Here is a 26,093-nt window from a genome sequence, read left to right as displayed (position 1 = left end):
GCTCCAGTGCTGCGCACTTTCCGCCAACCCCCTTGCAGGGGGCAACACCAGCAGCCTGGCAAAGCCAGTTCTGCGGTGTTCTGGGCTAAGGTCCGTTGCGTCTGAAAGTGAAGTACGTCACAGCGGCTTAGGGCCACACCATCGGAGCATAGCGGCTGAGAGCAATCTCAGTCGCTATTTTTTGATAGCTACTTGCGCAGAATCTAACTGCGCTGCAGCCCTTTTTTTCTATAAATAGTGGATGGCGAGCGCCTCTGCTGGCAAAGCTGCCTGGGCCACCTGCACCAGATGCTGGTGGTGGGTGAACAGCAGCACCTGGCCGCCCTGGGCGAAGCGGGCCAGGGCCTGGAACACTTGGGCGGCGCGGGCGTCGTCGGAAGTCATCAATACATCGTCCAGCACCAGCGGCATGGCTTTGCCGGCCTCGCGCTGCAACTCCAGCGCGGCCAGGCGCAGCGCCAGGTACAGCTGGTCGGCCGTGCCCTCGCTCATGGCTTCGACACCGATCACCCGGCCGTCGGCGCCTTCGGCCTGCAGCACCGGCTTGTCAGCCGAGGCGTCAACCAGCAGCTTGGGGTAACGCCCACCGGTGATCAGCCCAAAGTACTCCGACGCCAACCGCAGCATGGGCGCCTGGGCGCGTTCGCGGAAGCGCCTCAAAGCCTCTTGCAGCAGGGTCTCGGCCAGCCGCAGCTGGGCCCAGGGCCGGACAGCGCCGCGCAGGCGCGCGACAGCCGACTCCATTTGTTCACGCGCCTCGGCGGCCGCTGCCGAGGTGTCGATGGCCTGCAGCGCACGGCGGGCATTCTGCGCGGCCTCGCTGGCCTGGGCGATGTCCAGGTCCAGCTGCGCGACGCGGGCCTCGCAGGCACTGCGCTCGGCATCCAAGTCCACTACATCCTGGCCCACCACCGCCGCCCGCAGCTCGGCCAAGGGCCGTGTCGCCGCCTGCTGCAACTGGCCTTCCAGGGTGCGCAGCTGCTCTTGCAGCGCGCGCTTGGCGTGGGAGCGGTCCTCGGCCTCCGGCAATTCGGCCGCATCGTTTACCGATGCCGCCGCGCACAGAGCTTGCAGCACGCTCTGGCTGGCCGACTTCTGCTGGCCCGCTGCCGCCTGCTGGCGCAGGGCCACATCGAGACGCCGCTGCAACTCGGTCGCTTGCGTGGCATGCGCCTGGGCCTGGGCCACGCGGGTGCCGAGCCCGTCGACAAAATCGTCCACGTGCTGCACCGGCGGCTCCTGCAACAGCCCGGCCAAGGCCTGGGCCTGGGTCTGCAACGCGTCCTCGCGGGCCTGCAGCTGGGCAATCGCCTGGACACGCCGGCTCTGTTCCGCCTGGGCCTGGTCCAGCGCCGCCAGTTCGGCCAGGCGGGCCTTGATGGTCGCCGCGCTGCTGGCCGCCGGCAGAAACAGGCGCGCGGTCCAGCCGGCTTGGGCAGCCGCCTGCGCGTCCAGCGCCTGCTGTTGCGCGGCCAGGCTGGCCTGCAGCGTACTGCGCTCGGCCTGCAGCAGGCCGCGTTGCCGGCTGCGCTCGCGGCTGCGGGTGTCGGCTTCCAGCGTGCTGCGCAGCCAGGTCACGGCCTGCGGCAGCAGCACCGCCAGGTCGGCGGACGCGCCCTGCCCGACCGCCCGCAGCGCCGCGACCAAAGCCTGGTTTGCTACCTGCGCACGGCCTTGCAGATCGGCCAGCTCACGCTGCAATGTGTCGTGCTGCTCGCACAGGGCCAGCGCGTTCTGGCGTTGGCCTTGCCACTCGCGCAACGCCGCTGGCGGGTACGGCGGCAGGCCCGCCTGGGCCAGGGCGGCCTGCCAATCGCTTTGCTGCTGCGCGGTCTGGGCGGCGCAGGCGCTGCGCTGCTCGGCAATCGCGGCGCGCCGGCTCTGGGCCTCACTGGTCTGCAGCGCGCATTCGGCCGCCTGGGTGGCCCGCTCGGCGCCGGCACGCAGCAGATCGGCCTGGCGGTCGGCCTCGGCCTGGGCCTGTTCGAAAGCCGCCAGCAGCGCCGGGTCGGCGGCCGGGTTGGCATAGGCATGCTTAAGCTGCAGCCAATGGCTGTCGCGCTGCTGGCGTGCGGCCTGCAGGCTCTGCGCGGTGACCAGTTCGCCGACGGCTGCGAGCTGCTGCTGGCGCAGCTGGTAGGCCTGCAGGGCACGTTGCAGGGCGGCGTCCTCCTGCTGCAAGGCATCGCTCAGCGCGGCCAGCGCGGTCTGGGCTTTTTCGGCCTCGGCGATCTCGGCTGGCAGCAGCGGGCGCACCGCGTACAGGGCTGCGGTGTCGGGCAGACGCAGCTCGGCCAGGGCCTGGTGCAGACGGGGCGCCACTGCGTCCAGCCCGCGCTGGGCCTCGGCCAGGCGTTTGGGTGTATCGCCGAGCGCCTGGGCCTGCTGCACGGCCGTGTCCAAGGCGGCTTGCAGCGGCGGGGCCACGCCGTGTACCTCGCCATCGGTGGTGTCGGCCAGTTGTGCATCAATCTGCGCCAGCCGCGCCTGCTGCTGCGCCAGCGCCTGGGTCTGGCGCGCCAAGTTGTCGAGCAAGTCGTCCAGCGCGACCCGGTCGGCCGTGCCCGGTACGGCTGCCAGCACCGTGGCCAGATCTTGCTGCGGGGCGATGCGCTGGGCCATGGCGGCCAACGCGGCCGCGCCCTGCTCCACCTGGGCCTGGGTCTGCAGGCGTTCGCTGCGCTGCTGGCGCACGGCCGCGCAGTCGCGCAGCAGGCGTTCGATCGCCGGCGCGTGGGCCAGCAAGGTCGGCTCCAGCCGCAGGCCGGACTGGGCCTGGGCGCAGTGGTCGATCTCGGCCTGGGCGGTATCCCACTGGCTGTGCGCGGTGTGCAGGCTGTGCTGCGCGGCCAGGCGCTGCTCGCGTGCGTCCAGCGCCAACAGCTTTATAGTGTTTTGTGCCTCTAGCGCAGAATCTACCTGCGCATGCTGCTGCAATAAAGGTAGCACGGCACGCAGCTCGGTCAGCGCGTGGATGCGCTTGGTCTGGTGGGCCAACTGCTGCTTCAGGTCGGCCAGCTGTGCATTGGCCGACTCCAGCGCGCGCTGCCGGTCCTTCCATTCGGCGGGTCGCACCAGTGCGGCCTTGAAGGCGGCTTTGTGTTCCTCGATCTGGCGCAGCGCCTCGGGGATGGTGGCCTGGGTGGCGCGCGGACTGTAATAGCTTTTGGCGTCGTCCTGCAGACTGGTCAGCAGCGCCTTCACGCCTTGCAGGCCGGCACTGGCTTCGAACAGCGCAGCCCCCAGCTCGCCCTCGCCTTTCAGCAAATCTTCGCCGCCCTGGCGCAGGCGCGTATGGTCCAGGCCAAAGCTGCGCTCGAAGCCGGCGCGGTCCAGGCCGCCCGTCAGCGCCTGGGCAATGGCGGCCGACACGGGTGTGGCCAACGGCAGGCCGGTGGCGGGGTCGGCAGCGGTCAGCGCATCCTTGTTCTTCTTGCGCCGGGCCACGGCCACCGGCTGGCCATCGGTATCGGCGAACACCCCGGCCAGCAGCAGCTTGGCGCTGTCGTGCACAAAGTTGTCGGCGCTGCGCAGCGGAATGCCAAAACGCAAGTCGGCCATGGCGCGCAGGGCCGAGGACTTGCCAGCCTCGTTCGGGCCGTACAGCAGGTGCACATTGGCCGAGGTAGCGCTGAAGTCCAGCTCTTTGCCGGTGAATGGGCCGAAGGCGCTCAAGAAAAGTTTTTGCAGCTTCATACGGCGCTCCCCAGCCGGGCCAATAGCGTGGCTTCGGCGTCCAGCAGCAGAGCTTGCATGGCGGCGGGCGTGCTCCAGTCGGCATCGGTTTTGGCCTCGGCCGGCAGCTTGTGCAGCACGTCGCCACAGGCCTTAGCCGTCCAGGCGGCCAGCGCCGCGGGGTCGGCAGCCAGCTCGTCGACCAAGCGCAGCAGCTCGGCCACCGCGTCCTCGCCCTGGGCCAGCTGGGCGCGGTCGATGGGGCTGGCCAGGCGCAGCTGGACCTGCTCGATCCAGAGTTCGGCGCCGGCCACGTCCTGGGCGGCGGCATGGACCGCCGCTTCCAGCGTGCCGGGTTGCTGGGCCTCGGTGCCGTGCAAGGCGCTGCGGCCGGTGAGCACCACGCGCAGCGCGTGCAGGCGGTCGCCGGCGCCACGGGTGGCGTCGGCCAGCGTGGCGGCGATCAGCTGGGTGGCTTGCGCCAGGCTGTCCATGCCGTCCAGCGCAAGCTGCAGCTGGTGCCAACGCACGACGTCCAGCGGCACGAAGCGCGCCTCCATCTGCCCGCCCTGCACGCTCACCAGTTCGCAGCCCTTGGGCCCGGTTTCGTTCGCATGCCGGCCCTGCAGGTTGCCGGGGAAGACGACGCGCGGCGACTCGCAAACGACGTCGCGGGTATGCACATGGCCCAGCGCCCAGTAGTCGTAGCCCTTGGTCTTGAGCATCGGCAAGGTCGTGGGCGCGTAGGTATCGTGGATGCCGCCGCCGACCGTCAGGCTGGTATGCAGCATGCCGATGTTGAACTGGCCGGGCACGGCATCCGGGTAGTCGGGCACAAAGTCTTCGTCCACCGCGCGCTGCGGAAAGCTGCGGCCGTGGATGGCGACGCCGAGCGCGTCGATGCGCACGGTTTCCGCACTGCGGCTGGAGAACACTTTCACGTGCTCGGGCAGAGGCAGTTCGCGGGTGATGGTGCCTTGGGCGTCGTGGTTGCCCTGGACGATGTAGACGCCAATCTGCGCCCGGCCCAGCCGCACCATCTGCTCGCGAAAGAACAGGCCGGTGTGGAAGTCGGGCCAGTCGCGGTCGTACAGATCGCCGGCCAGCAGCACGAACTGCACCTGCTCGGCCAGCGCCAGATCGACCAGGTTTTCCAAAGCACGACGGGTGGCGTTGCGCAGGCGCTCCACCGGCGCCCCCGCATAGCGGCTCAGGCCGCGCAAGGGGCTGTCGATGTGCAGATCGGCGGCGTGGATGAAACGGAAGCTGCCGGAGGTTTCCACTACAGTATTCATAGCGGACAGTGTAGGTGGAATATACGGTGAAGGGCTTTTATCAAGCGACAGAAATCAGCCTGCCACTGGCGTTGCACTTGGACATAAAAAAAGCACCTGGCGCAGATGGAATCTGCGCCAGGTGCTATTGTTTTTGCAGAGCGGGCTTGCCCGCCCTGATGCCTACTCGCCCAGGTACGCGGCGCGGACCTTGGGATCGCTGAGCATTTCCTTGGCGTCGCCGCTCATGGTGACGATGCCGGACTCCATCACATAGCCACGGTCGGCAATGCCGAGGGCGCGACTGGCGTTTTGCTCCACAAGCAGCACGGTCACACCCTGGGCATACACGTCTTTCACCACTTCAAAGATCTTGTCGACCATGATGGGCGACAGACCCATGGAGGGTTCGTCCAGCAGCAGCACCTTGGGACGGCACATCAGCGCGCGGCCCATGGCCAGCATTTGCTGTTCGCCACCGGACATGGTGCCGGCCAGTTGGTCCTTGCGCTCGCGCAGGCGTGGGAAGATGGTGAACATCTTTTCGATGTCTTCCAGGATCGCGGCCTTGTCGTTGCGGATGTAGGCGCCCATCAGCAGGTTTTCCGTGATGGTCATGCGGGTGAACACGCCACGGCCTTCCGGCACCATGGCCAGACCCTTCTTGACCAGATCCCATGCGCCCTGGCCCCTGATGCTTTGGCCCAGGTACTGGATGTCGCCGGCCACGAATGGCAGGGTGCCGGTAATGGCCTTCATGGTGGTGGTTTTGCCAGCACCATTGGAGCCGATCAGGGAGACCAGCTCGCCTTCGCGCACTTCAAAGTCCACGCCTTTAACGGCCTGGATGCCGCCGTAGGAAACCTTCAGCCCACTGACCTTCAGCAGCACTTCGCCCGCTTTTTTGTTGGGTGTTGCAGCCATTATCAATGTCCTCCGGTTCCGAGATAAGCTTCGATCACTTTTTCATTCTTCTGCACTTCGGCAGGTGTGCCTTCGGCAATCTGCTTGCCGTAGTCGAGCACGGTCAGACGGTCGCACAGGCCCATTACCAGCTTCACATCGTGCTCAATCAGCAGGATGGTGCGGTTGTCCTTGCGGATCTTGCTGATGAGTTCGCGCAGCATGACCTTTTCGGTCGCGTTCATGCCGGCAGCGGGCTCGTCCAGCGCAATCAGCTGCGGGTCGGTCGCCAGGGCACGGGCGATTTCCAGGCGGCGCTGGTCGCCGTAGCTCAGGGTGCGGGCCTTGTAGTCGGCCAGCTTGCCGATGCCGACATAGTCCAGCAGCTCCTGGGCGCGCTGGGCGATTTCCAGCTCTTCCTTCTTGAACGAAGGGGTGCGGAACAAGGCGCCCAGCAGACCCGAATGGGTGCGGATATGGCGGCCGACCATCACGTTTTCCAGCGCCGTCATTTCAGCGAACAGGCGAATGTTCTGGAACGTGCGTGCGATACCGGCCTTGGCGACTTCATGCACCGCCGTGGGGGAGTACGGCTTGCCCGCCAGCTCGAAACTGCCGCTGTCAGGCGTGTACAGGCCGGTGATCACGTTGAAGAACGTGGTCTTGCCGGCGCCGTTCGGGCCGATCAGGCCATACACCTGGCCGCGCTTGATGGTGATGCCTACATCGCTCAGGGCCTGCAGGCCGCCAAAACGCTTGGAAATGCCCGCGACGCGCAGGACCACATCGGTGTTATTTGTATCAGTCATGTGTGTTCCTTACTTACCTTGCAGCGACTTGCCATGGTCGGGCGCAGGCCACAGACCACGGGGGCGCAACAGCATGATGATGATCATGGCCACAGCAATCAGCAGTTGGCGCAGGATGGCCGAATCCAGACGGCCACCGGTCATGGCCTGCAGCGGGCCGGCCAGATAGCGCAGCACTTCAGGCAGGGCCGACAGCAAGATCGCGCCCAGAATCACGCCAGGCAAATGGCCGATACCGCCGAGCACCACCATGGCGACGATCATCACCGACTCCATCAGACTGAAAGACTCGGGCGACACAAAGCCCTGGAACGCGCCGAACAAGGTGCCGGACACGCCACCAAAAGTAGCGCCCATGCCGAAGGCCAGCAGCTTCATGTTGCGGGTGTTGATACCCATGGCCTTGGCGGCGATTTCATCTTCGCGGATGGCCATCCAGGCGCGGCCGATACGCGACAGCTCCAGGCGGGAGCACAGCACGACGCTGATCACCACCAACGCCAGGAACAGGTAGTAGTACAGGCTGACGGATGCCACCTCAAAACCAAACACTGTCAGCGGCTTGCCCAGGTCGATACCGAAGAACTTCAGCGAGTCGATCTGGCCCAAGCCCTTGGGGCCATTGGTGATGTTGATGGGGTGGTCCAGGTTGTTCAGGAACACGCGGATGATTTCACCAAAACCCAGGGTCACGATGGCCAGGTAGTCACCACGCAACTTGAGGGTTGGAGCCCCCAGCAACATGCCGAACAAGCCGGCTATCACCGCCCCGACAGGCAAGATCAGCCACAAGGGCATGTGCAGACCTTCGGGGAACATGGCGGCGATGGCCGGGAAGGCATCCGTCAACTGGGGCGAAGCCAACAGGCCGTAGGTGTAGGCACCCACGGCAAAGAAGGCCACATAACCCAAGTCCAGCAGACCAGCAAAGCCGACCACGATATTCAGGCCCAGGGCCAGCATCACATAGATCAGCGCCATGTCGGCGATACGCACCCAGGCGTTGCCGAAGCCTTGCAGGACCAGGGGCAGAATCACCGCAGCCAGCGCCGCGATGATGAAGGTAATTGTTTTGTTCTGTTTCATGGAAGTGCTCCGGTCAGGCGCGGTCGGCCACGCGCTCACCCAGCAGACCCGAGGGACGCAGTGTCAGCACGATGATCAAGACGATGAAGGCAAAAATGTCCGAGTAGTTACTACCCAGGATGCCACCAGTCACCTGGCCGATGTAGCCTGCGCCAATGGATTCGATCAGGCCCAGCAAGATACCGCCGACCACCGCACCAGCCAGGTTGCCGATGCCGCCGAACACGGCTGCCGTAAAGGCCTTCAGACCGGGCAGGAAGCCCATGCTGTGCTGCACCGTGCCGTAGTTGGACGCATACATGATGCCGGCGATAGCCGCCAGCACGGCGCCAATGATGAAGGTGGCGGAGATCACCATGTCAGGCTTAACGCCCATCAGTGCCGCCACACGGGGGTTCTCGGCCGTAGCGCGCATCGCGCGGCCCAGCTTGGTGTAGTTCACCAGCCACACCAGCACCGCCAGGGACACCGCTGTCAGGCCCAGGATCAGGATCTGGGTGGGCGTGATCACCGCGCCGCCCACGTTGAAGGGCGTGCTGGGCAGCAAGGTGGGATAGGGTTTGTAATTGGGCTTCCAGATGATCATGGCCAGCGTCTGCAGCAGGATGGACATGCCGATAGCGGTGATCAAGGGGGCCAGTTTCGGGCTGCTGCGCAGCGGCCGGTAGGCTACTTTTTCAATGACGAAATTGAGTGTCGCTGCAACCACGCAGGCAATGATCATCGAGATGAACAGCATGATCCAGCCGGGTGTTCCCGGCATGGCGTCCTGCATCAAGCCGATGATGGTCCAGCTGGTCAGCGCGCCGACCATCAGTACCTCGCCGTGCGCGAAGTTGATCAAGTTGATGATGCCGTACACCATGGTGTAACCCAAGGCGACCAAGGCATACATGCTGCCCAGTACCAGACCGTTGATGATCTGCTGAAGCAAGATATCCATAAAAATTATTCTCCATTTTGTAATGCACCACAGCCAGCGTCAGTGCATAGCCCGCGATCCGGGGCCGGCGTTCATACACAAGCACCCATCTAGCAAAAAACCCGCCAGGTCCATCCCTGGTCGGGTTCTGCCGGGATTGTAGCGAGCATGAATCGGGCCAAAACCAGGGTTTTATGCCGTGTTTACCCTCGGAAACAGACGGATAAGCGGTTTTTCACAAGTATTAGTCTGACTCATTATGCAAATACATTAACGAGCACAACTTATAGGACATAGGCCTTGCAAAGCGTTCTGGCTTTTCGGACTGGAAATACCTTGATACAAGTCCCCGCTTCAAAAGCCCTGCTTTCAGCGAAGCGTTTCCATGGCCAGCGCAACCGGACGGCAGAGAGATACGGCGGGTCAGCACCAATTCAGCGCAGCGCCAGCCAGTGGTGGGTGCATATCCACCGGCATGCGCAGGCCCGCGCACAGGCAGCCGCTTGCGCAACTGCAGCTATTTGTCCGATGTACCCGCCTCGTCATCCCACTTCCTCAGCAGGGCCAGCTTCTCGCCAATCTTGGCTTCCAAGCCACGGGGTGTGGGCCGGTACCAAGCCGGCTCCTGCATGCCATCCGGAAGATAGGTTTCACCCGCCGCATAGGCATTGGGTTCATCATGGGCGTAGCGGTATTCATGCCCATAACCCAGCTCCTTCATCAACTTGGTGGGGGCATTGCGCAAGTGCACTGGTACTTCACGGCTCTTGTCTTGCTTGACGAAGGCTTTTGCCTGGTTGTAGGCGTTGTAGCCCGCATTGCTCTTGGCCGCCACCGCCAGATAGATCACCGCCTGGCCCAGTGCCAGCTCGCCCTCGGGGCTGCCCAAGCGCTCGTACGTCAGGGCGGCATCATTGGCAATTTGCATGGCGCGAGGGTCCGCAAGCCCAATGTCTTCCCAGGCCATGCGCACGATCCGTCGCGACAGATAACGTGCATCGGCCCCACCGTCCAGCATTCTTGTGAGCCAGTAGAGCGCGGCGTCGGGATGTGAACCACGGACCGATTTGTGCAAGGCCGAAATCTGGTCATAAAAATTGTCGCCGCCCTTGTCGAAACGCCGGCTGTTCAAGCTCAGGGCGTTCTGCAGGAAATCGGCCGTGATCACACTCAGACCTGTCGCCCTGGCGGCCGTACTGGTTTGCTCCAGCAGGTTCAAGAATCGTCTGGCGTCGCCGTCGGCGTAGCCAATGATGGTGTCTCGTGCCAGGTCATCAAACTCCAGATGGCCCAAGGCCATTGCCTGCGCACGCTTCAGCAGCAGCTTCAATTCTTCGTCAGTCAGCGACTTCAGCACATAGACCTGCGCCCGCGACAGCAAGGCCGAATTCACTTCAAACGAAGGGTTCTCGGTGGTCGCGCCTATGAAGGTCACCAGGCCACTTTCCGCATATGGAAGCAGCGCATCTTGCTGGGACTTGTTGAATCGGTGAATCTCGTCCACGAACAAGATGGTGTGCTTGCCCATGGCCAGGTTCTGCTGCGCCTGCTCCATCGCCGCACGGATGTCTTTGACACCCGAAAATACCGCCGACAGGGCAATGAACTCGCACTTGAAGGCAGTGGCCGTCAGCCGCGCCAAGGTGGTTTTGCCCACGCCCGGGGGGCCCCAGAAAATCATGGAATGCGGCGTTCCCGACTGGAAAGCCAGCCTCAAGGGCTTGCCTTCACCCAGAAGATGGGACTGCCCAACCACCTCGTCCAGGGTCTTGGGGCGCAGCGCCTCCGCCAACGGCGCAGAAGGCTCTTGTGCGAACAGATCAAGCATGGCGAACCCCTGCAAAACCACGGGCAAGTTCTCCATACGGCGCAATCCATACCAGCCCCCCTGCCAGCCTGCTCGGACGCAGGTGATCGGCCCGGTGGGCGTCCTTGGATGGAGGGGTGGAGGTCATGGTGTCGCGCGGGCGGAAATGGGGAGGATTTTTTTGCGCAGCAAGCGCTGCACTGATTCTGCCATGCGGTCCATCCGCAACAGCCCGCAGGCACCGAGCCCGCCAGATACCGTATCCTCGGGCACTTTCCGAGCAACCTTTTGCGCGCGCTGTTCCCAAATGATTTATGTTCCCGTGCCCGTCTGGCACATCGAGATCGACCGGCCCCTGCCCATCAATATCTGGGACTCCAAAGGCAATCTGCTGCTGCGCAGAGGCCAGGCCATCACCTCTGAACACCACCGCGACCACCTGTTTGCGCATGGCGCCTGTGCCATACAGAGTGACTTCAAGGCCTGGGCCCACAGTTACGACCGCCTGGTCTATGCCATGCTGCGCGCCGGCGCGAGCATCGACGACATCGCCAAAGCCAAAATGCCGGAAGAAATCCTGGAGCTGGACTACACCGTAGGCGAAGACATCACCGGCGACTGGACCGACGTGCAAGCCGTGCTTGGCTCCATCCTGCACGCGGGCGCGGTCGCCAAGAACCCGCTGGGAAGGCTGCAAGGCGTGCAAAAACGCGTGATGGAATTGCTGGACCACGACGCGGACGACAGCCTGTTCAAACTCTTCCAGACCCTGGCCGACCGCACGCTGGGCTACTGCGCCACCCATGCCCTGCTATGCGCGGCAGTATGTGAACTGACAGCGCGCAAAATGGAAGTAGACGAACTGGTGCGTCCGGTACTGATGCAGGCCGCACTAACCATGAACATCAGCATGGCCAAACTGCAGGACTCGCTGGCCTCCCAAAGCACGCCGCTGAACTCCACGCAAAAACAGATGGTGCAGGACCACCCGCAGCGCAGCGCGGACATGCTGCGCGCCTTCGGTGTGGTTAACGAGGACCTGCTGGACATCGTGTCACTGCACAACGACCGCGATCTCCGCAAAGGTCTGGCGCGCAACCACCTGTGTCGGCGCATTCTGTATACGGCAGATGCCTTCATCGCCAAGATGGCCGCACGTAGCACCCGGCCCGCCTTATCCGCCTTGGTGGCTGCACGCTCCAGCATCGTCGGCGCTGGGGAAGAAGATGCCGAGGTCGCCAAAGCCATGGCCACGGCCGTAGGCTTTTACCCGCCCGGCACCTATGTGCTGCTGGCCAATGGGGAGAAAGCCGTGAGTGCCAAGAAAGGTGCCTCAGTAAACACCCCGCTGGTGGTCAGCGTGGTCAACCCGCAAGGCCTACCGCTGGGCATTTATGTGATGCGCGACACGCGGGAGAAAAACTATGCCATCCAGTCACCCGTGGCATCCGACAGCATGCGCATCCACCACGAGCGGGTACAGCGCGCCCTGGGCAAGCTGCCGCCAAACAGCTGAACTTGCCCCCGGTTAGTGGCGGCAACGGCTACTGCCGCACCACGTCGGCACCTGCCGGCGGCTTGAACTGAAAGCTGTCCGCCGCCAGGCTGGGGTTGAGTTCCATCTTGGCGAAACTCATCACCGAGCGCTGGCCAAAGCTGTCCAGAATCTCCAGCGCGCCGAGTTCGGTCGCTTTGTCCACCTGCTTGAAGCCCACACGCACGCTTTGCAGTTGACCGTCCTTGGCCTTGGGGGTGGCCACTACCCACTGCAGGCCATCCTGGTCAGGTGCGGCCTGCAGAGTGAAATCGGCCTGCAGGGCTTTCAGATCGGGTGCAGCCGCGATCAGCGCTGCAGGCGTGGAGCCCAGCACCTGCGATTGCTTGCGCGCCGTCACCTGGTTCAGGTCCACGTCATACAGCCACAGGGTCTGACCATCGGCCACGATGCTCTGCGCAAATGGTTTTTTGTAGATGAACTTGAAGCGGCTGGGGCGTTGAAACTCAAACGTGCCGCTGGAGGTCTTGCTGCGCGCAGCCTGCCCGTCCTTGGGTGGCGAAGTCACCACCTGGGTGAATTCGGCGCGGCCGGTCTTCGCGGTCTTCACGAAGTCTTCCAAGCTTTCAAGGCCTCCGGCGCAGGCAATACCTGCGCTAGCAGCTATGAATACCGTAGCAATCAGTTTTTTCATGTATTTACTCCGCGCGCGCCGGCACCAGAATTTCACGTTGGCCCGCACCGCTCATCGCGCTGACCAGGCCGGCTTTTTCCATGTCTTCCACCAGGCGCGCGGCGCGGTTGTAGCCGATCTTCAAATGGCGCTGCACCAGGGAGATGCTGGCCTTGCGGTTCTTCAGCACTACCTCCACCGCCATGTCGTACATCGGGTCCTTCTCGCCGCCGCTGCCGCCACCCAGACCGTCAGCACCCTCGCCGTCCTCACCATCGACCGTGCCGCCTTCCAGTACGCCTTCGATGTAGTCGGGCTCGCCCTGGGTCTTCAAGTAACTTACAACGCGGTGCACCTCTTCGTCGCTGACAAAGGCACCGTGCACCCGGGTCGGCATGCCGCTGCCGGGCATATACAGCATGTCGCCCAGGCCCAGCAGGGCTTCGGCGCCCATCTGGTCCAAAATGGTGCGGCTATCGATCTTGCTGCTGACCTTGAAGGAAATCCGGGTCGGGATGTTCGCCTTGATCAGGCCGGTAATCACGTCCACGCTGGGCCGCTGGGTCGCCAGAATCAAATGGATGCCGGCAGCCCGCGCCTTCTGCGCCAAGCGGGCGATCAACTCTTCGATCTTCTTGCCGACCACCATCATCAGGTCGGCCAGCTCGTCGATCACCACCACGATGTGCGGCTCGCGCTTCAACGGTTCGGGGCTGTCGGGCGTCAGGCTGAACGGGTTGTAGATGAACTCTTCGCGCGACGCGGCTTCGTCGATCTTGGCGTTGTAGCCGGCCAGGTTGCGCACGCCCAGCTTGCTCAGCAGCTTGTAGCGGCGCTCCATCTCGGCCACACACCAGGTCAGGCCATGCGCGGCTTGGCGCATATCGGTAACCACTGGGGCCAGCAGGTGCGGAATGCCTTCGTAGACCGACATTTCCAGCATCTTCGGGTCGATCATCAGGATGCGCACATCGCGCGCCTCGGCCTTGTACAGCAGGCTCAAGATCATGGCGTTGATACCCACCGACTTGCCCGAGCCGGTGGTGCCGGCCACCAGCACGTGCGGCATCTTGGCCAGGTCGACCACCACCGGGTTGCCGATGATGTCCTTACCCAGGCCCATGGTCAGCAGCGACTTGGCCTCGTGGTAGACCTGCGAGCCCAGGATTTCCGACAGCGTAATGGACTGGCGCTTGGCGTTCGGCAACTCCAGCGCCATGTAGTTCTTGCCGGGAATGGTTTCCACCACCCGGATCGACACCAGGCTCAAGCTACGCGCCAAGTCCTTGGCCAGGCCAACGATCTGCGAGCCCTTGACACCGGTAGCGGGCTCGATCTCGTAACGGGTAATCACCGGGCCGGGCGAGGCCAGCACCACGCGCACCTCGACGCCGAAGTCCTTGAGCTTTTTCTCGATCATGCGGCTGGTCATTTCCAGCGTCTCGGGGGCCACGGTTTCCTGGCGCAGCTGTGGGCCGTCTAGCAGGTCCACCTGCGGCAGCTTGGTGTCGGGCATCTCGGTAAACAGCGGCTTCTGGCGCTCCTTCGCCACACGCTGGCTCTTGGGTGGATCAACCAAAGTCGGTTCAATCATGACCGGCTGCGGGTGGTGGGCCTCGATTTCGACGCGCTCCTCGCGCACCACGGCTTCACGCTTCTTGGCAGCCTTTTTGCCCACGGCCAAGTCCACCGCCACTTCGCGCTTCTCGCGCCGCGTTTCCACCAGGGAATAGGTCCAGGCGCCCAGGCGCTCAGCCACCTGGCTCCAGGAAAAGCGGAACACCGCAGACACACCGATCACCCCCAGCGTGATCCACACCAGGCCGGAGCCAGTAAAACCCAGCCACTTGACGCCAAACGGACCGATCAAATAGCCCAGCGCACCGCCCACATGGCCCGGCAGCTGCGGCTCAAGCCGGTACAGACGCGACCATTCCAACCCGGAGCTGGCGCACAACAGAACGGCCAGGCCGATCCAGAAAGTCCAGGCATTGCCACTGAGGCGTGGCGCAGGCTGCTGGGCACGCTCATCCGGGGCATGGCCACGCATCCAGCCGGCCAGGGCGGCCAGCCAGGCGCGCACGCCGGCAGCAAAACACCACCATACAGAAAAGCCCAGGCTGAAATAGCTGAGGTCTGCGATCCAAGCACCCAGGCGCCCGCCCCAGTTGCGCACCACGGCGCTCTGGCCAGAGGTGGACCAAGCGGGGTCTTGCAAGGTATAGCCCAACATGGACATGAGCCAGAACACCAGGGCCAGCAGCCCCAGGATCAAACCGATTTCACGCGCAAAACGGTTGAGGCCCGTGCGTACGGGCGACACCACCGGGCCAGATGAATTGAGGGTATTGAGAGAATAAGTCATGGGCAAGAAGTACTGCCCTGAGCTTACCCCAAGCCCAGCCCCCGAATGGGGCACGGCGGCCACGCACTCGCCGCAAGATGTAAGAACGTGTTCAAACAGCCCGTGCAGTACTGCCAATCGTTTAAATCAGGCTACCCAGCACCGACTGGATGTGGGTCGAGCCATTGTCCTGGCTGACGATGTAGCCACGCTCCTCCAGGTCTTTCATGACGCGGCTGACCATCTCGCGCGAGGCCCCCACCATCTTGGCCACGTCCTGGCGCGAAATCTTGTCACGAATGACCATCTGGCCGTTCACGTCATGGGCGGCAGACTCCAGCAGCACGTGGGCCACACGGCCGTACACATCCATCAGGGCCAACGACTCGATCTTCTGGTCGGCACGGCGCAACCGCTTAACCAGCCCAGTCATCACGGCCCGGGCCATGGCGGTATTGCCCTCCAGGCAGTGCTCGAATTCAGCACGGCCCAGCACCAGGCAGTCGGTGAGGGCATCCGCCTGCACGGTGGCCGAATGCGGTTCGTGGTCGATCAGACTCATCTCCCCCACATAGTCACCCATTTGCAGCGTGGCCAGGATCACCTCGCGACCGCGACCGTCAGTGGTCAGCACCCGGGCCCGGCCGCTGAGCACGATGAACAGCGTGTCAGACTTGAGGCCTTGCTCGACGATCACCTCGCCCCGTTTAAAGCGCCGCTTGGTGACCGCCTTGGCCACGACATCCGCCTGCTCGGACGTCATGCTGGAAAACAGGGGAACGCGTAACAGCAGCTCTATGTTGGACAACATTGACATTCGCATTTCCTCTTTAAAAGACACATCAGCCTCTGCCCGGCCCATGCCTAGCCCTCGGCAAGAGCAACTGCACGGAACCCTGCAAGCCATAGGTTCTTACAATCTGGGGCAAAATTTCAATTAAACGCCATCATTAAAAGCGCCCGGCAGCCACGCTAACTTGCATTTTCATAGCAAGCCGCGAACTGTACACGGCACCCTCCTATTTTCACCACAGGTTTTCATCCATGTCCATGATTAAACACGCCAAAGTTTTGGTTTTGGGCTCAGGCCCTGCCGGCTACACCGCCGCCATCTACGCTGCCCGCGCCAACCTGAACCCGGTACTCATCACCGGCATCGCCCAGGGCGGCCAGCTGATGACCACCACCGAAGTAGACAACTGGCCCGCCGACGTGATGGGCGTGCAAGGCCCCGAGTTGATGCAGCGCTTCCAGGAGCATGCAGAACGCTTCAAGACCGAAATCATCTTCGACCACATCAACACCGTGGACTTCAGCAAGCGCCCCTTCACCCTGACCGGCGACAGCGGCAGCTATACCTGCGATGCCCTGATTTTGGCCACCGGCGCATCCGCCCAGTACCTGGGCCTGGAGTCCGAAACCGCCTTTATGGGCCGTGGCGTATCCGGCTGCGCCACCTGCGACGGTTTCTTCTACCGTGGTGAGGACGTGTGCGTGGTTGGCGGTGGCAATACCGCCGTGGAAGAGGCGCTATACCTGTCCAACATCGCCCGCAAGGTCACCCTGGTGCACCGCCGCGACAGCTTCAAGGCCGAGGCCATTCTGGTGGACAAGCTGCACGAAAAAGTTGCCGAGGGCAAGATCGAGCTCAAGCTCTTCCACACGCTGCAACAGGTGCTGGGCGATGCCTCCGGCGTGACCGGCGTGCGCCTGAAAAGCACACAGAGCGATGCCACCACCGACGTCACCCTCAAGGGCTGCTTCATCGCCATCGGCCACAAACCCAATACCGAGATCTTTGCTGGTCAGTTGGAAATGAAGGACGGCTACATCGTTACCCGTAGCGGCTTGCAAGGCTTTGCCACCATGACCAGCGTACCCGGCGTATTTGCCGCCGGCGACGTACAAGACCACATCTACCGCCAGGCCATCACCAGCGCTGGTACGGGTTGCATGGCGGCACTGGACGCACAGCGTTTCCTGGAACAAGGCACGCATTAAAAACGAGCCCGCAAGCGGGCCTGAATTTATATAAAAAGAGCGGCCGGCGCAGGTACTACCTGCGCCGGCCGCTCTTTTTTTGATAGTAAATAGCTACTGCGCAGGCTTGGGCTGCAAGGTGATGCGCAGACCCTGCGGCGTCACCTCCAGACTGCCGGGTACATAGCCCATGCCTTCCACGGTGGCCATGTTCTTGGCGCTGACCTGGTAGAGGCTGGCGTCGTCCAGCAAACGTTCGGCCAGCTGGGGTGCCAAGCCTTGCACCAGGCTTTGGTAGCGCTCGGGCACGCCGGCAAAATCCAGGCTGTTGACGTGCAGATCGACCAGGCGGATGGTCTGGTCGCTGGGCTCGAAACGCAGGCCATAGTCCACATCCAATGTGCCATTGAATACATTGCGGCCCAGGCGCTCGGACACCTGGATCTGCAGCGACGTGCCGACGCGGTTACGCTCGGGCAGCATGCGCACCTGGGGCGTTTGGGCCTGGATTTCAAACAACGGGCCGATGCGGCCGGTATAAGGGAAACGCTGCGCCAGCAGCAACTGGATCTTCTCGGTACTGATAGTGGTGCTACGCGGCCCGGTGCCAACGCATGCAGCCAGCACACTCACACCCAGCAGCAGAACCCAGCGCAACAGATAAACATACAAACGCATTACAGCAAAGCCTCCTTGTCTACACCACTGCGGCCCAGTTGGATGCGCAGCTTGCGCAGGGCCTCGTTTTGCACCTGGCGCACCCGCTCACGGGTCAGGCCCAGACGCACACTCAAAGTATCCAGGGTTTCGGGTTCACGGTTGTGCAGGCCAAAGCGGCCATCCAGCACCTCGCGCTCGCGCCGGGTCAAGGTGGCGGTCCAGGCCTCCAGCAGGCGCTCCACCTCGTGGATCTGGGTGTGTGCAGCGGGGTCCAGTGCGCTCTCGTCCGTCAAGGTGTCACCTAGGGTCTGCCCGTCTTCCGAGCGGTCGAAGGTCGAGTCCAGCGAGCGCGGTGTTTCGGCCAGAGCCAGCAGGTCGGCCACCTCATGCTCGTCGCGGCCCATCAGGGCGGCCACGTCGTCCACACGCACGCCGTCCGGGCGCAACGCGGCAAATACCGGGTCATGCTCCAGCGTGCGCCGGGCCCGCAACACCTGCTGCAGCTCGCGCACCACATGCACCGGCAGGCGTATCACCCTGCCCTGCTGCATCACCGCGCGCTCGACCGACTGGCGTATCCACCAAGTGGCATAGGTGGAGAAGCGGAAGCCCCGGTCGGGCTCGAACTTGTCGATGGAATGCATCAGGCCCAAATTGCCCTCTTCGATCAGGTCGCCCATGGGCACGCCGCGTCCCAGATAGGCCTTTGCGATGCTCACGACCAGGCGCAGATTGTGTTCGATCATGGCCTGGCGGGCCGCAAAGTCACCGGCCCTGGCACGCACCGCCATGTCGAACTCTTCGCTGGCGGTGAACAGCTCGGTGCGGCGCACATCGCGCAGATACAGCGTGAGCGCGTCGTGGATTTCGCCGCCCGTGGCGAGCCAGGAGGCCAGGCCGTCGCCCGCCAACGGCGCGGCATCGACCTCGGGTATGGCATCTTCGCCCAACGCATCCACGACCAAGGTCTTAGCGGATACGTCAGGCTTTTGCATGGTGTTTACCGGTTGGGGAGGTATTTGGTCGGATCGACCGGCTTGCCCTGGCGCCGAATCTCGAAGTGCAGCTTCACACGGTCGGTGTCGCTGCTGCCCATCTCGGCGATCTTCTGGCCCTTGCGCACAGACTGGTCTTCTTTGACCAACAAGGTCTGGTTGTGCGCATAGGCTGTCAGATAGGTGTTGTTGTGCTTCAAGATCAACAGATTGCCGTAGCCGCGCAAGCCGGCACCGGCATAGACCACGCGGCCATCGGCGGCGGCCAGCACGGGGTCACCGGCCTTGCCACCCAGATCCAGGCCTTTGTTCTTGGCTTCGTCGAAACCGGCGATCTGGCTGCCACTGGTGGGCCAGATGAAAGCCACGTCGTCATCACCACCTGTGGCCACGGCAGCCGCAGGAGCTGCAGATACGGGTGCCATCGGCTTGCTAGCAGCGCTGGCCGGGCTGCTGGCCGCACTGGCCGCGGCACTGGCGGCAGGCACCGCAGCCGCCGTCACGGTAGAGCTGGTGACCGGGCGCGTCACCACGCCAGCTTCGGTGGCCGTGGCGTTCGGCGAGATCACGCGCAGCACCTGGCCAACTTCAATCAGATTGGGGTTGTCCAACCCGTTCCAGCGCGCAATATCCTTCCAGCTCTGGCCGTTGTCCAGGCCGATGCGGATCAGGGTGTCGCCAGGGCGGACTGTGTAATAACCAGGCTTGCCTGCATTTTCAGCGCCGGGCAAGGGTTTGGCGGGAGCGGCATCAGTCGGCGCAACGGCAACGGACGACTGGGTGCGGACTGCCCCCGTACCACGGTCTTCTACCGGGGCTTTGTGCAAACTGGTACTGGAGCAGCCGACCACGGCCAGTACGGCCAAAACGGCGGCCGTGTATTTCCAATCCTGAGGACGCAAAGCGAGCATGTGTAATTCCTGTTCAAGCAATCCCTGATTTTAGAGGGACAAAGTGAACGGCCTCGAGCAATTGCTGCTGCAGACCTTTGGCCGTTTTATCCACAACCACCAAAGCCTGCTGCCCCCCGGGCGTCACCATGGGTGCAACCAGGCGCCCACCCACAGCGAGCTGGTCCAGCCAGGCCTGGGGAATCGCCTCGCCACCCGCGGCGGCAATGATGCCCGCATAGGGCGCGCCCTTGGCATAGCCAACCATACCGTCGCCAAACAGCAGGTGCACATTCGGCAGGCGAAAGGGTCGCAGATTGGCGCGTGCCTTGTCGTGCAGGCCGCGCAGGCGCTCGATGCTGTAGACCTCGCGCGCCAGCACGGCCAGCACGGCAGCCTGGTAGCCGCAGCCCGTGCCAATCTCCAGCACACGGCCCAGCGGCCCGGCATGGCCTAGCGGAGAATCCAGCAGTAGCTCGGCCATGCGGGCGACAACATTGGGCTTGGAGATGGTCTGACCCAGGCCGATGGGCAGGCTGGTGTCTTCATAGGCCTGATTCACCAAGGCGGTATCGACAAAGCGGTGGCGCTCCACCTGGCCCATGGCGCGCAACACGGCGGCCGAGCCTATGCCCATGGCGGCCAGCTTCTGCACCATGCGCGCACGCACCGCAGCCGAATCCATGCCGTGGCCGGGTGCCGGTGCATGTTCGAAGCTTTTAGGGCCTCTGGCGCTGGAATTAACTGCGGCAGCAGCTACTTTTTTAATAGCAACTGTCTTGCCCGATGGAGCACCGGAGGAGAGGTCCAGTCGCGCGGGAAAGCGGGGACGTTGGGTCATGGAATCCACTGCCGCTATGCACCCGCGAGATGGGCCGCAGTCTGCGCCCAGTAACTCAGATGGTCGTGGTCAGTGAGATCCACTTTGAGAGGAGTCATGGTCACATGGCCTTGCAGGCTGGCATGGAAGTCGGTGCCTTCGGCATCGTCCTTGGCGCGGCCGGCCTCGCCTATCCAGTACATGGTGTCGCCACGCGGACTATCCATGGTGATGACTTTTTCGGCCGCATGGCGGCGGCCCAATCGGCACACCTTGAGTGGCTTGAGCTCGTCCAGCGGCAAGTTGGGGATATTGATGTTCAACAGAAACGGCTGGACACCCACCAACTGCTGCTGGGTCATGCGCAGCACCAGATTGCGCGCAGTCTGGGCTGCGGCATCCAGATGCTGCCAGCCCTTCTGGGTTTGCGAAAAAGCCAAAGACGGAATGCCGAACAAATAGCCTTCCATGGCTGCACCCACGGTGCCAGAGTAAATGGTGTCGTCGCCCATATTGGCACCATTGTTGATGCCAGAGATCACCATGTCCGGCCGGTAACCCAGCAAGCCGGTCAGCGCGATATGCACGCAGTCCGCCGGCGTGCCGTTCACATAGCGAAAGCCGTTGCTGGCCTGGTGCACGTACAGCGGGGAGTACAGGGTAAGTGCATTCGACTTGGCGCTGTTGTTGTGCTCGGGCGCAACCACCTCGACCTCGGCCACGTCTTTCAGGGCTTCATACAGCGCAACAATGCCAGCGGCCTGGTAACCATCGTCGTTGGAGATAAGAATTTTCATAACAACAGGAACATGCCCGTCCGTTCAGCAGACCGGTTTCAAAATGTGATTTTGGATTGTAGGGAAGTTCTGTCGCTCAACCTGTGTGGTTGCCGCCGACCAGACCTTTACAGTCCCTGCTGCTGCGCAAACACCTCGGGGCGCAAAGGCCGCGCAAAGTGATAGCCCTGGGCATAGGTGCACTGCAGATGGCGCAGGCGATGGGCCACCGCCTCGGTTTCCACACCCTCGGCCAGCACCGGCAAACCCAGGCTCAAGGCTAGCGAGATCATGCCGCGCACGATGGCGGCATTGTCCGGATCGTCGATAAGGTCGCGCACAAAAGACTGGTCAATCTTGATCTTGTCGAACTTGATGCGCCGCAAATACGCAAAACTGGAATAACCGGTGCCAAAGTCGTCGATGGACAGTTTCACGCCCAAGGCCTGCAGTCGACGCAGTACGGCGGTGACTGCCTCTCCATCGTGCAGCAGTACGCTTTCGGTCAACTCCAGCTCCAGACAATCGGGTGGAATGCCGGAAACATCCAGCGCCTCTTCCACCTGCTTGAGCACCACACCGCGCTGGAACTGCCGGGCCGACAGATTCACCGCCATCATCAAATCAGGACGGCCGGCATCATGCCAGGCACGCAGTTGCAAAGCTGCAGTCTTCAGCACCCAGCCTCCCAAAGCTTCAATCACGCCGCAGTCTTCGGCAATCGGGATAAACACGCCAGGGGGAATTGCGCCACGCTCGGGGTGGTCCCAGCGGCACAAGGCCTCGACACCAATCACACGCCCGCTGGGCAGATGGATCAAAGGCTGGTACTCCAGACGCAGGGCGTTATTTTCAATCGCTCGGCGTAAGGCCGACTCAATACGCAAGCGCTCCAGCGCCGCCTCGTTCATGGTGGCATCGGCAAACTGGTAGGTGCCCCGTCCACCGCGCTTGGCAGCATACAGAGCCGAATCTGCTCTGCCAAACAGGGCATCAAAATTGTCACCATCGGCCGGAAACATGGCGATGCCGGCCGAGATGGACACATTCACCGGCATATCGGCTAGCACCATGGGCTGGCCCACGGCATCCATCAGAGCCGTGACGGCATGGGCCGCATCCGCCGTACTCTGCACATTGCGCAGCAGGATCAGAAACTCGTCTCCACTGAGCCGGCCGATGACGGAGCGCTCGTCGGCAAACCGGCTCAGGCGCAAGCCGACCTCACGCAACATCTGGTCGCCTGCGCCATGGCCCAGGGAGTCGTTCAGCGTCTTGAAGTTGTCCACGTCAATGACGATCATCGCCACCTGCTCGTGGGTGCTTTGTGCATGTTTGAGCACCAGCGTAGAGCGCAGTGCCACGTGGGTGCGGTTCGGCAAACCGGTAATCACGTCCTGGCTGGACAGATAGGCAATCTGCTCCTCGGCTGCCTTGCGCGAGCTCAAATCGGCAAACGCCGCCACGTAGTGGGTGATTTCGCCGTGGGCACGTTGGTGGAGTGCCGACAGACTCAGCCACTGCGGATACACCTCACCGTTCTTGCGCCGGTTCCAAATCTCGCCAGCCCAGCGCCCCTCGCCAGTCAAGACCTTCCACATATTCTCAAAGAACATGGGCGTGTGCTGCCCGGACGCCAGGAATTGCGGGTCGCGCCCAAGCACTTCGCTGGACTGGTAGCCGGTGATTTCAGAAAATGCGCCGTTTACCATGATGATGCGGTTGCGCTCATCGGTGACCATGATGCCATCGGTGCTCTGCTCCAGAACGCGGCCCGCCAGCTCCAGCTTGGTCGCCGCAATTTGCTGGTCGGTAATGTCGCGGCGCACCACCAGCAGATGCATGCGCTCGCCCCGGCGACCAAAGGTGGGTACGCGGATCACGTCGAAACAACGGGCGTTGCCGTGGCCATCTTCCACCATCTCTTGCATCTGCGACGGCAGCCCTGATTGCCAGGTCGCCTCGTCGGCCAATGCACCATGACGCAGACTATCGCCCTGGGGATGGTCTCGGTCGGCAATCTCCAAGTCGGTATAGCCGTATGCCTGCTGCTCGGATATGTTCAGCACCGCACGCGCCGCAGGGTTGGTCAACAGCCAACGCCCCTCGCCGTCCTTGAGATACACCAGGTCTGGTAGATGGCCAAACACCGAACCCAGCAGTTTGTCGCGGTCGCGCAGCAGGCGATCAGATTCCGAACGCGCCGTCACATCCAGGCCTATGCACCAGATGGAGCCAGAGGCGTCACCTTGCTGCAGCCCGTCGATGCTGGACCAGGCAATGCGGCGTTTGGTACCGGACTTGGTGGTCAGCGTGGCCTCCAGATCCCGAAAGCTCGGCCCCTGCTCCATGAAGTCGGCAATTTTGCGTGCCAGGTATGCAGAGTTCGGATACAGCCACTGCAAGGCCTCAGGGTGGCCAACCAGTTCGTCACGGCTATAGCCCGTAACAGCCTCGCATTCGCGGTTCCAGTAGGTGATGCCTTGGTTTCCGTGTAATTCCTTGGCGCAAACCAGGACAGGCAGACTGTCCAACACGCTCAGTATTTGGGGCGACGCCGCAACACCCGTCACCAGTGACGCCAACGCCGCCTGGGTCACGTCTCCTGCACCCATGCCACTTTGCCGAGCAAGCTGTGGCAAAGCGGGTTCCAATAGAACTTGAGGGTGCTGTGTTTCCACGCAAGCTTTCTAGAAATTAGGCAGTTAGGTATTCAAAATAATATTTTGAAACTGTATACGAGAACCCGATTCTGGGCCGCATGCGGGTATCTATATTTGATTCGCGGCGAAGAGTACTGCCGGCTCGAGCACTCTACCTGGTATGGCGGGCAAGCTTTCTGGCACATACCCACTACCACTACATGAACACAGCCAAAAATCATCTACACGTAGAAAATAAAAAAGCGCACTACCCAAAGAGTAGTGCGCTTTTTATAAACTGGGGTGGCTGAAGGGGCTCGAACCCTCGACAACAGGAATCACAATCCTGGACTCTACCAACTGAGCTACAGCCACCGTAGATTTAGATTATAACCCGAGTTTTGTGGGTTAACGACTATTCCGCAGCAGATAGTGTTTTCAGCATCGGTTTGGCCACATTGATCTTGACCTTGAACATCTCTTTCAAGGTTTGGTAGTACGCACGCCCCTCAGCTGCAGCCCAACCTTGGGAGTATTGCTCACGCCCTTGCTGCGCCACATCCGCGGCAGGCACGTCGCGGGGCACGCGCTTGTTGACCTTGACCACGGCATAACCTTGCTCACCCAAATCCACACCCATCCACGCAGGCAGAGTGGCCAGATCGACACGCATGGCGGCATTCACTACGCGAGGAAGCTGTTGCTGGGCGTTTTCCCGCGACACCAAGACAGGAGCAGACAAACTCGCCGCACCAGGGCTGACCTTCCAGGCCGCCAACTTGTCCATACCATCCTTCTTGGCCAGCTCTGCTGCACGCGACGCAATTAACTGCATACGCACCCGGTCTTTGACCTCAGACAATGGCAAGGTATGTGCCGCCGCATACTGGGTGATACGCCCCGCAACCAATTGGTTGGAGCCAACGTCAATGGCCTCCGTGTTGTGCTTTTTCTCAATCGAATCTGCCGAAAAAATGGCATTCAAGAATTTGGCATTGGCCAATACACCCTTGGCGTCTACTGCAGGGGTACGCCCCAGGCTGGCTGTCTTGATCTCCAGCTTCAATTTATCCGCAATAGGCTTGAGGCTGTCTGCTTGCTCATAGACGCCGTTGGTAAACACATCGGCCACCTCGGCAAACTTGCTCTGGGCTTGCTGATTCTTCAGTGCAGCTTCCAGCTCAGGGCGCATTTCTTCAAAACTGCGTTGCTTGGGTGCTCGAATATCCGTCAACTGAATGATGTGAAAACCGAAGTCCGACTCCACAATGTCGCTAATATCACCCTTCTTCAAGGCAAATGCAGCGTCCTCGAAAGGCTTGACCATAGCGCCACGCGCAAAGTAATCCAGGTCACCGCCCTTCGCAGCAGAGCCTGTGTCCTGGGAATTCTTCTTGGCAACATCAGCAAAACTGGCTGGCGATTTTTTCACCAGGGCCAGCAATTCCTCGGCCTTGGCACGGGCCTTTTTACGATCTTCGGCCGACGCATCCTTGGGCGCGTTGATCAGGATATGGCTGGCACGACGCTCTTCTTTGCCTGCCAAACGTTCGGCATTTTCCTTGTAGTAAGTCTGCAAATCCTGTTCGTTAGGTACGATGCCTTTTTTCACGGCATCCAGGTCCAGTACCAGGTATTCCACCTGGGCTTGTTCGGGAGCCTGGTACAGAGAGGTGTGGTCCTTGTACCAAGCCTCAAGCTCTGCATCACTGGGGCTGACCTTGGAAGCAAAATCCGCCGTCTTGAAAAGTGCCACTTGCACCTCGCGCTTTTCAAAGAAAGCGTTCAAAGACACATCGGCCTCTACCCCCGATGCGAACGCCGTGGCAGCCACACCATTCACCACCTGCCGCTGCGACAAATCGGTGCGCACGCGGGATTCAAACATTTCCGGCGTCATACCCTGGGCGGCCAGCAACTGGCGGTAACGCTCCATGTCCAACGATCCATCGGGCTTCCGCAAGGACGCAATCGTGGAGTCCTCCTGCAGACTGCGAGCCAGTCTGCCATCGCTGGTCACGAGGCGGAATTTCTCGGCAGCTGCTGCCAGCACACGCTCTTGCACCAAGCTTTCCAAGGTGGCGTAACGCGCATCCGCAGAGTCGAGCAGCTTGGGGTCCAGGTTGGGCCGCGAAGCCATCATGCGCTGCACCTCGCGTTGGTGCGCAGCATCCCAATCGGCCTGCTTGATGTCGTGCCCGGCCACCTTGGCGACCGTATCGCCGCCTTCGTTGTAACGCCGGAAGCCCTCACGACCACCGACCACCACGAACGCAGGAATGATCAACAAGAACATCAAGCCCATCATGATCTTGCTGTGCTTGCGAACGAAATCAAACATG

General features: G+C 62.2%; 19 protein-coding genes and 1 tRNA gene. 2 read left to right on the top strand and 18 right to left on the bottom strand.

Annotation, left to right across the window (positions count from 1 at the left end; all coding sequences use genetic code 11):
* Window positions 1-228: 228 nt before the first annotated feature.
* The 7 genes from AC07VY_RS01955 to AC07VY_RS01925 form a co-directional block, all read right to left on the bottom strand.
* Window positions 229-3,696: an ATP-binding protein gene (locus AC07VY_RS01955; protein WP_495099421.1), complete on the bottom strand. Its 3,468-nt coding sequence runs from the start codon at window positions 3,694-3,696 to the stop codon at window positions 229-231.
* Complete coding sequence (locus AC07VY_RS01950; RefSeq protein ID WP_495099422.1) at window positions 3,693-4,970, bottom strand: metallophosphoesterase family protein; 1,278 nt, start codon at window positions 4,968-4,970, stop codon at window positions 3,693-3,695. Before AC07VY_RS01950 ends, AC07VY_RS01955 begins: the two co-directional genes overlap by 4 nt.
* Before the next feature lie 162 nt (window positions 4,971-5,132).
* Window positions 5,133-5,873: an ABC transporter ATP-binding protein gene (locus tag AC07VY_RS01945; RefSeq protein WP_495074972.1), complete on the bottom strand. Its 741-nt coding sequence runs from the start codon at window positions 5,871-5,873 to the stop codon at window positions 5,133-5,135.
* Window positions 5,874-5,875: 2 nt separating this feature from the next.
* Window positions 5,876-6,661: an ABC transporter ATP-binding protein gene (locus AC07VY_RS01940; protein WP_490592794.1), complete on the bottom strand. Its 786-nt coding sequence runs from the start codon at window positions 6,659-6,661 to the stop codon at window positions 5,876-5,878.
* Between the two features lie 9 nt (window positions 6,662-6,670).
* On the bottom strand, window positions 6,671-7,747 hold the full coding sequence (locus tag AC07VY_RS01935) for an ABC transporter permease subunit (RefSeq protein ID WP_495074973.1): 1,077 nt from the start codon (window positions 7,745-7,747) through the stop codon (window positions 6,671-6,673).
* Between the two features lie 13 nt (window positions 7,748-7,760).
* Window positions 7,761-8,690, bottom strand: a complete 930-nt coding sequence (locus AC07VY_RS01930) for a branched-chain amino acid ABC transporter permease (RefSeq protein WP_495074974.1) — start codon at window positions 8,688-8,690, stop codon at window positions 7,761-7,763.
* Window positions 8,691-9,186: 496 nt separating this feature from the next.
* Window positions 9,187-10,497, bottom strand: coding sequence for a replication-associated recombination protein A (locus AC07VY_RS01925; RefSeq protein ID WP_495099423.1), 1,311 nt, complete (start codon window positions 10,495-10,497; stop codon window positions 9,187-9,189).
* 286 nt (window positions 10,498-10,783) lie between these two features.
* Here AC07VY_RS01925 and AC07VY_RS01920 point away from each other — a divergent pair, with 286 nt between their 5' ends.
* Window positions 10,784-11,992: an HD-GYP domain-containing protein gene (locus AC07VY_RS01920; protein WP_495099424.1), complete on the top strand. Its 1,209-nt coding sequence runs from the start codon at window positions 10,784-10,786 to the stop codon at window positions 11,990-11,992.
* Between the two features lie 28 nt (window positions 11,993-12,020).
* Here the strand turns inward: AC07VY_RS01920 and lolA are convergent, their stop codons facing one another.
* The 3 genes from lolA to AC07VY_RS01905 form a co-directional block, all read right to left on the bottom strand.
* The gene (lolA, locus tag AC07VY_RS01915; protein ID WP_495074977.1) at window positions 12,021-12,665 is read right to left on the bottom strand and encodes an outer membrane lipoprotein periplasmic chaperone LolA; all 645 of its coding nucleotides are present in this window, start codon (window positions 12,663-12,665) and stop codon (window positions 12,021-12,023) included.
* Window positions 12,666-12,669: 4 nt separating this feature from the next.
* The gene (locus AC07VY_RS01910; protein WP_495099425.1) at window positions 12,670-15,009 is read right to left on the bottom strand and encodes a DNA translocase FtsK; all 2,340 of its coding nucleotides are present in this window, start codon (window positions 15,007-15,009) and stop codon (window positions 12,670-12,672) included.
* Window positions 15,010-15,130: 121 nt separating this feature from the next.
* Window positions 15,131-15,805, bottom strand: a complete 675-nt coding sequence (locus AC07VY_RS01905; protein WP_490592787.1) for a Crp/Fnr family transcriptional regulator — start codon at window positions 15,803-15,805, stop codon at window positions 15,131-15,133.
* A gap of 227 nt (window positions 15,806-16,032) precedes the next feature.
* On the opposite strand from AC07VY_RS01905, the gene trxB reads away from it, so the two are divergent.
* Window positions 16,033-16,989: a thioredoxin-disulfide reductase gene (gene trxB / locus AC07VY_RS01900; protein WP_495074979.1), complete on the top strand. Its 957-nt coding sequence runs from the start codon at window positions 16,033-16,035 to the stop codon at window positions 16,987-16,989.
* A gap of 93 nt (window positions 16,990-17,082) precedes the next feature.
* On the opposite strand, the gene AC07VY_RS01895 is transcribed toward trxB, so the two are convergent.
* From AC07VY_RS01895 to AC07VY_RS01860, 8 genes are all read right to left on the bottom strand, one after another.
* A complete protein-coding gene (locus tag AC07VY_RS01895; RefSeq protein WP_495095802.1) occupies window positions 17,083-17,646 on the bottom strand; it encodes a DUF1439 domain-containing protein in 564 nt (187 codons plus the stop codon).
* Window positions 17,646-18,623: a sigma-70 family RNA polymerase sigma factor gene (locus AC07VY_RS01890; protein ID WP_495074981.1), complete on the bottom strand. Its 978-nt coding sequence runs from the start codon at window positions 18,621-18,623 to the stop codon at window positions 17,646-17,648. Before AC07VY_RS01890 ends, AC07VY_RS01895 begins: the two co-directional genes overlap by 1 nt.
* Window positions 18,624-18,628: 5 nt before the next feature.
* Window positions 18,629-19,534, bottom strand: coding sequence for a peptidoglycan DD-metalloendopeptidase family protein (locus AC07VY_RS01885; protein WP_495095803.1), 906 nt, complete (start codon window positions 19,532-19,534; stop codon window positions 18,629-18,631).
* Window positions 19,535-19,547: 13 nt separating this feature from the next.
* Window positions 19,548-20,198: a protein-L-isoaspartate(D-aspartate) O-methyltransferase gene (locus AC07VY_RS01880; RefSeq protein ID WP_495096097.1), complete on the bottom strand. Its 651-nt coding sequence runs from the start codon at window positions 20,196-20,198 to the stop codon at window positions 19,548-19,550.
* 170 nt (window positions 20,199-20,368) lie between these two features.
* Window positions 20,369-21,130: a 5'/3'-nucleotidase SurE gene (gene surE, locus AC07VY_RS01875; RefSeq protein WP_495095804.1), complete on the bottom strand. Its 762-nt coding sequence runs from the start codon at window positions 21,128-21,130 to the stop codon at window positions 20,369-20,371.
* Between the two features lie 107 nt (window positions 21,131-21,237).
* The gene (locus AC07VY_RS01870; RefSeq protein ID WP_495111273.1) at window positions 21,238-23,724 is read right to left on the bottom strand and encodes a sensor domain-containing protein; all 2,487 of its coding nucleotides are present in this window, start codon (window positions 23,722-23,724) and stop codon (window positions 21,238-21,240) included.
* A 326-nt stretch (window positions 23,725-24,050) separates the two neighbouring features.
* Window positions 24,051-24,126, bottom strand: a tRNA-His gene (locus AC07VY_RS01865).
* Between the two features lie 40 nt (window positions 24,127-24,166).
* On the bottom strand, window positions 24,167-26,092 hold the full coding sequence (locus AC07VY_RS01860) for a peptidylprolyl isomerase (RefSeq protein WP_495095806.1): 1,926 nt from the start codon (window positions 26,090-26,092) through the stop codon (window positions 24,167-24,169).
* Window position 26,093 lies beyond the last annotated feature (1 nt).

Source organism: Rhodoferax sp. GW821-FHT02C08 (genome assembly GCF_059421805.1).
This window is presented reverse-complemented; position numbering and strand designations above follow the sequence as displayed.

What these genes read in the sequence shown, in the direction of transcription:
- AC07VY_RS01950 (WP_495099422.1), bottom strand. Translation starts at nt 4,970, where the DNA reads ATGAATACTGTAGTGGAAACCTCCGGCAGCTTCCGTTTCATCCACGCC.
- AC07VY_RS01930 (WP_495074974.1), bottom strand. Translation starts at nt 8,690, where the DNA reads ATGGATATCTTGCTTCAGCAGATCATCAACGGTCTGGTACTGGGCAGC.
- AC07VY_RS01925 (WP_495099423.1), bottom strand. Translation starts at nt 10,497, where the DNA reads ATGCTTGATCTGTTCGCACAAGAGCCTTCTGCGCCGTTGGCGGAGGCG.
- AC07VY_RS01870 (WP_495111273.1), bottom strand. Translation starts at nt 23,724, where the DNA reads ATGGGTGCAGGAGACGTGACCCAGGCGGCGTTGGCGTCACTGGTGACG.
- AC07VY_RS01920 (WP_495099424.1), top strand. Translation starts at nt 10,784, where the DNA reads ATGATTTATGTTCCCGTGCCCGTCTGGCACATCGAGATCGACCGGCCC.
- AC07VY_RS01895 (WP_495095802.1), bottom strand. Translation starts at nt 17,646, where the DNA reads ATGCGTTTGTATGTTTATCTGTTGCGCTGGGTTCTGCTGCTGGGTGTG.
- trxB (WP_495074979.1), top strand. Translation starts at nt 16,033, where the DNA reads ATGTCCATGATTAAACACGCCAAAGTTTTGGTTTTGGGCTCAGGCCCT.
- AC07VY_RS01935 (WP_495074973.1), bottom strand. Translation starts at nt 7,747, where the DNA reads ATGAAACAGAACAAAACAATTACCTTCATCATCGCGGCGCTGGCTGCG.
- lolA (WP_495074977.1), bottom strand. Translation starts at nt 12,665, where the DNA reads ATGAAAAAACTGATTGCTACGGTATTCATAGCTGCTAGCGCAGGTATT.
- AC07VY_RS01910 (WP_495099425.1), bottom strand. Translation starts at nt 15,009, where the DNA reads ATGACTTATTCTCTCAATACCCTCAATTCATCTGGCCCGGTGGTGTCG.
- AC07VY_RS01860 (WP_495095806.1), bottom strand. Translation starts at nt 26,092, where the DNA reads ATGTTTGATTTCGTTCGCAAGCACAGCAAGATCATGATGGGCTTGATG.
- AC07VY_RS01880 (WP_495096097.1), bottom strand. Translation starts at nt 20,198, where the DNA reads ATGGATTCGGCTGCGGTGCGTGCGCGCATGGTGCAGAAGCTGGCCGCC.
- AC07VY_RS01890 (WP_495074981.1), bottom strand. Translation starts at nt 18,623, where the DNA reads ATGCAAAAGCCTGACGTATCCGCTAAGACCTTGGTCGTGGATGCGTTG.
- AC07VY_RS01885 (WP_495095803.1), bottom strand. Translation starts at nt 19,534, where the DNA reads ATGCTCGCTTTGCGTCCTCAGGATTGGAAATACACGGCCGCCGTTTTG.
- AC07VY_RS01945 (WP_495074972.1), bottom strand. Translation starts at nt 5,873, where the DNA reads ATGGCTGCAACACCCAACAAAAAAGCGGGCGAAGTGCTGCTGAAGGTC.
- surE (WP_495095804.1), bottom strand. Translation starts at nt 21,130, where the DNA reads ATGAAAATTCTTATCTCCAACGACGATGGTTACCAGGCCGCTGGCATT.
- AC07VY_RS01905 (WP_490592787.1), bottom strand. Translation starts at nt 15,805, where the DNA reads ATGTCAATGTTGTCCAACATAGAGCTGCTGTTACGCGTTCCCCTGTTT.
- AC07VY_RS01940 (WP_490592794.1), bottom strand. Translation starts at nt 6,661, where the DNA reads ATGACTGATACAAATAACACCGATGTGGTCCTGCGCGTCGCGGGCATT.
- AC07VY_RS01955 (WP_495099421.1), bottom strand. Translation starts at nt 3,696, where the DNA reads ATGAAGCTGCAAAAACTTTTCTTGAGCGCCTTCGGCCCATTCACCGGC.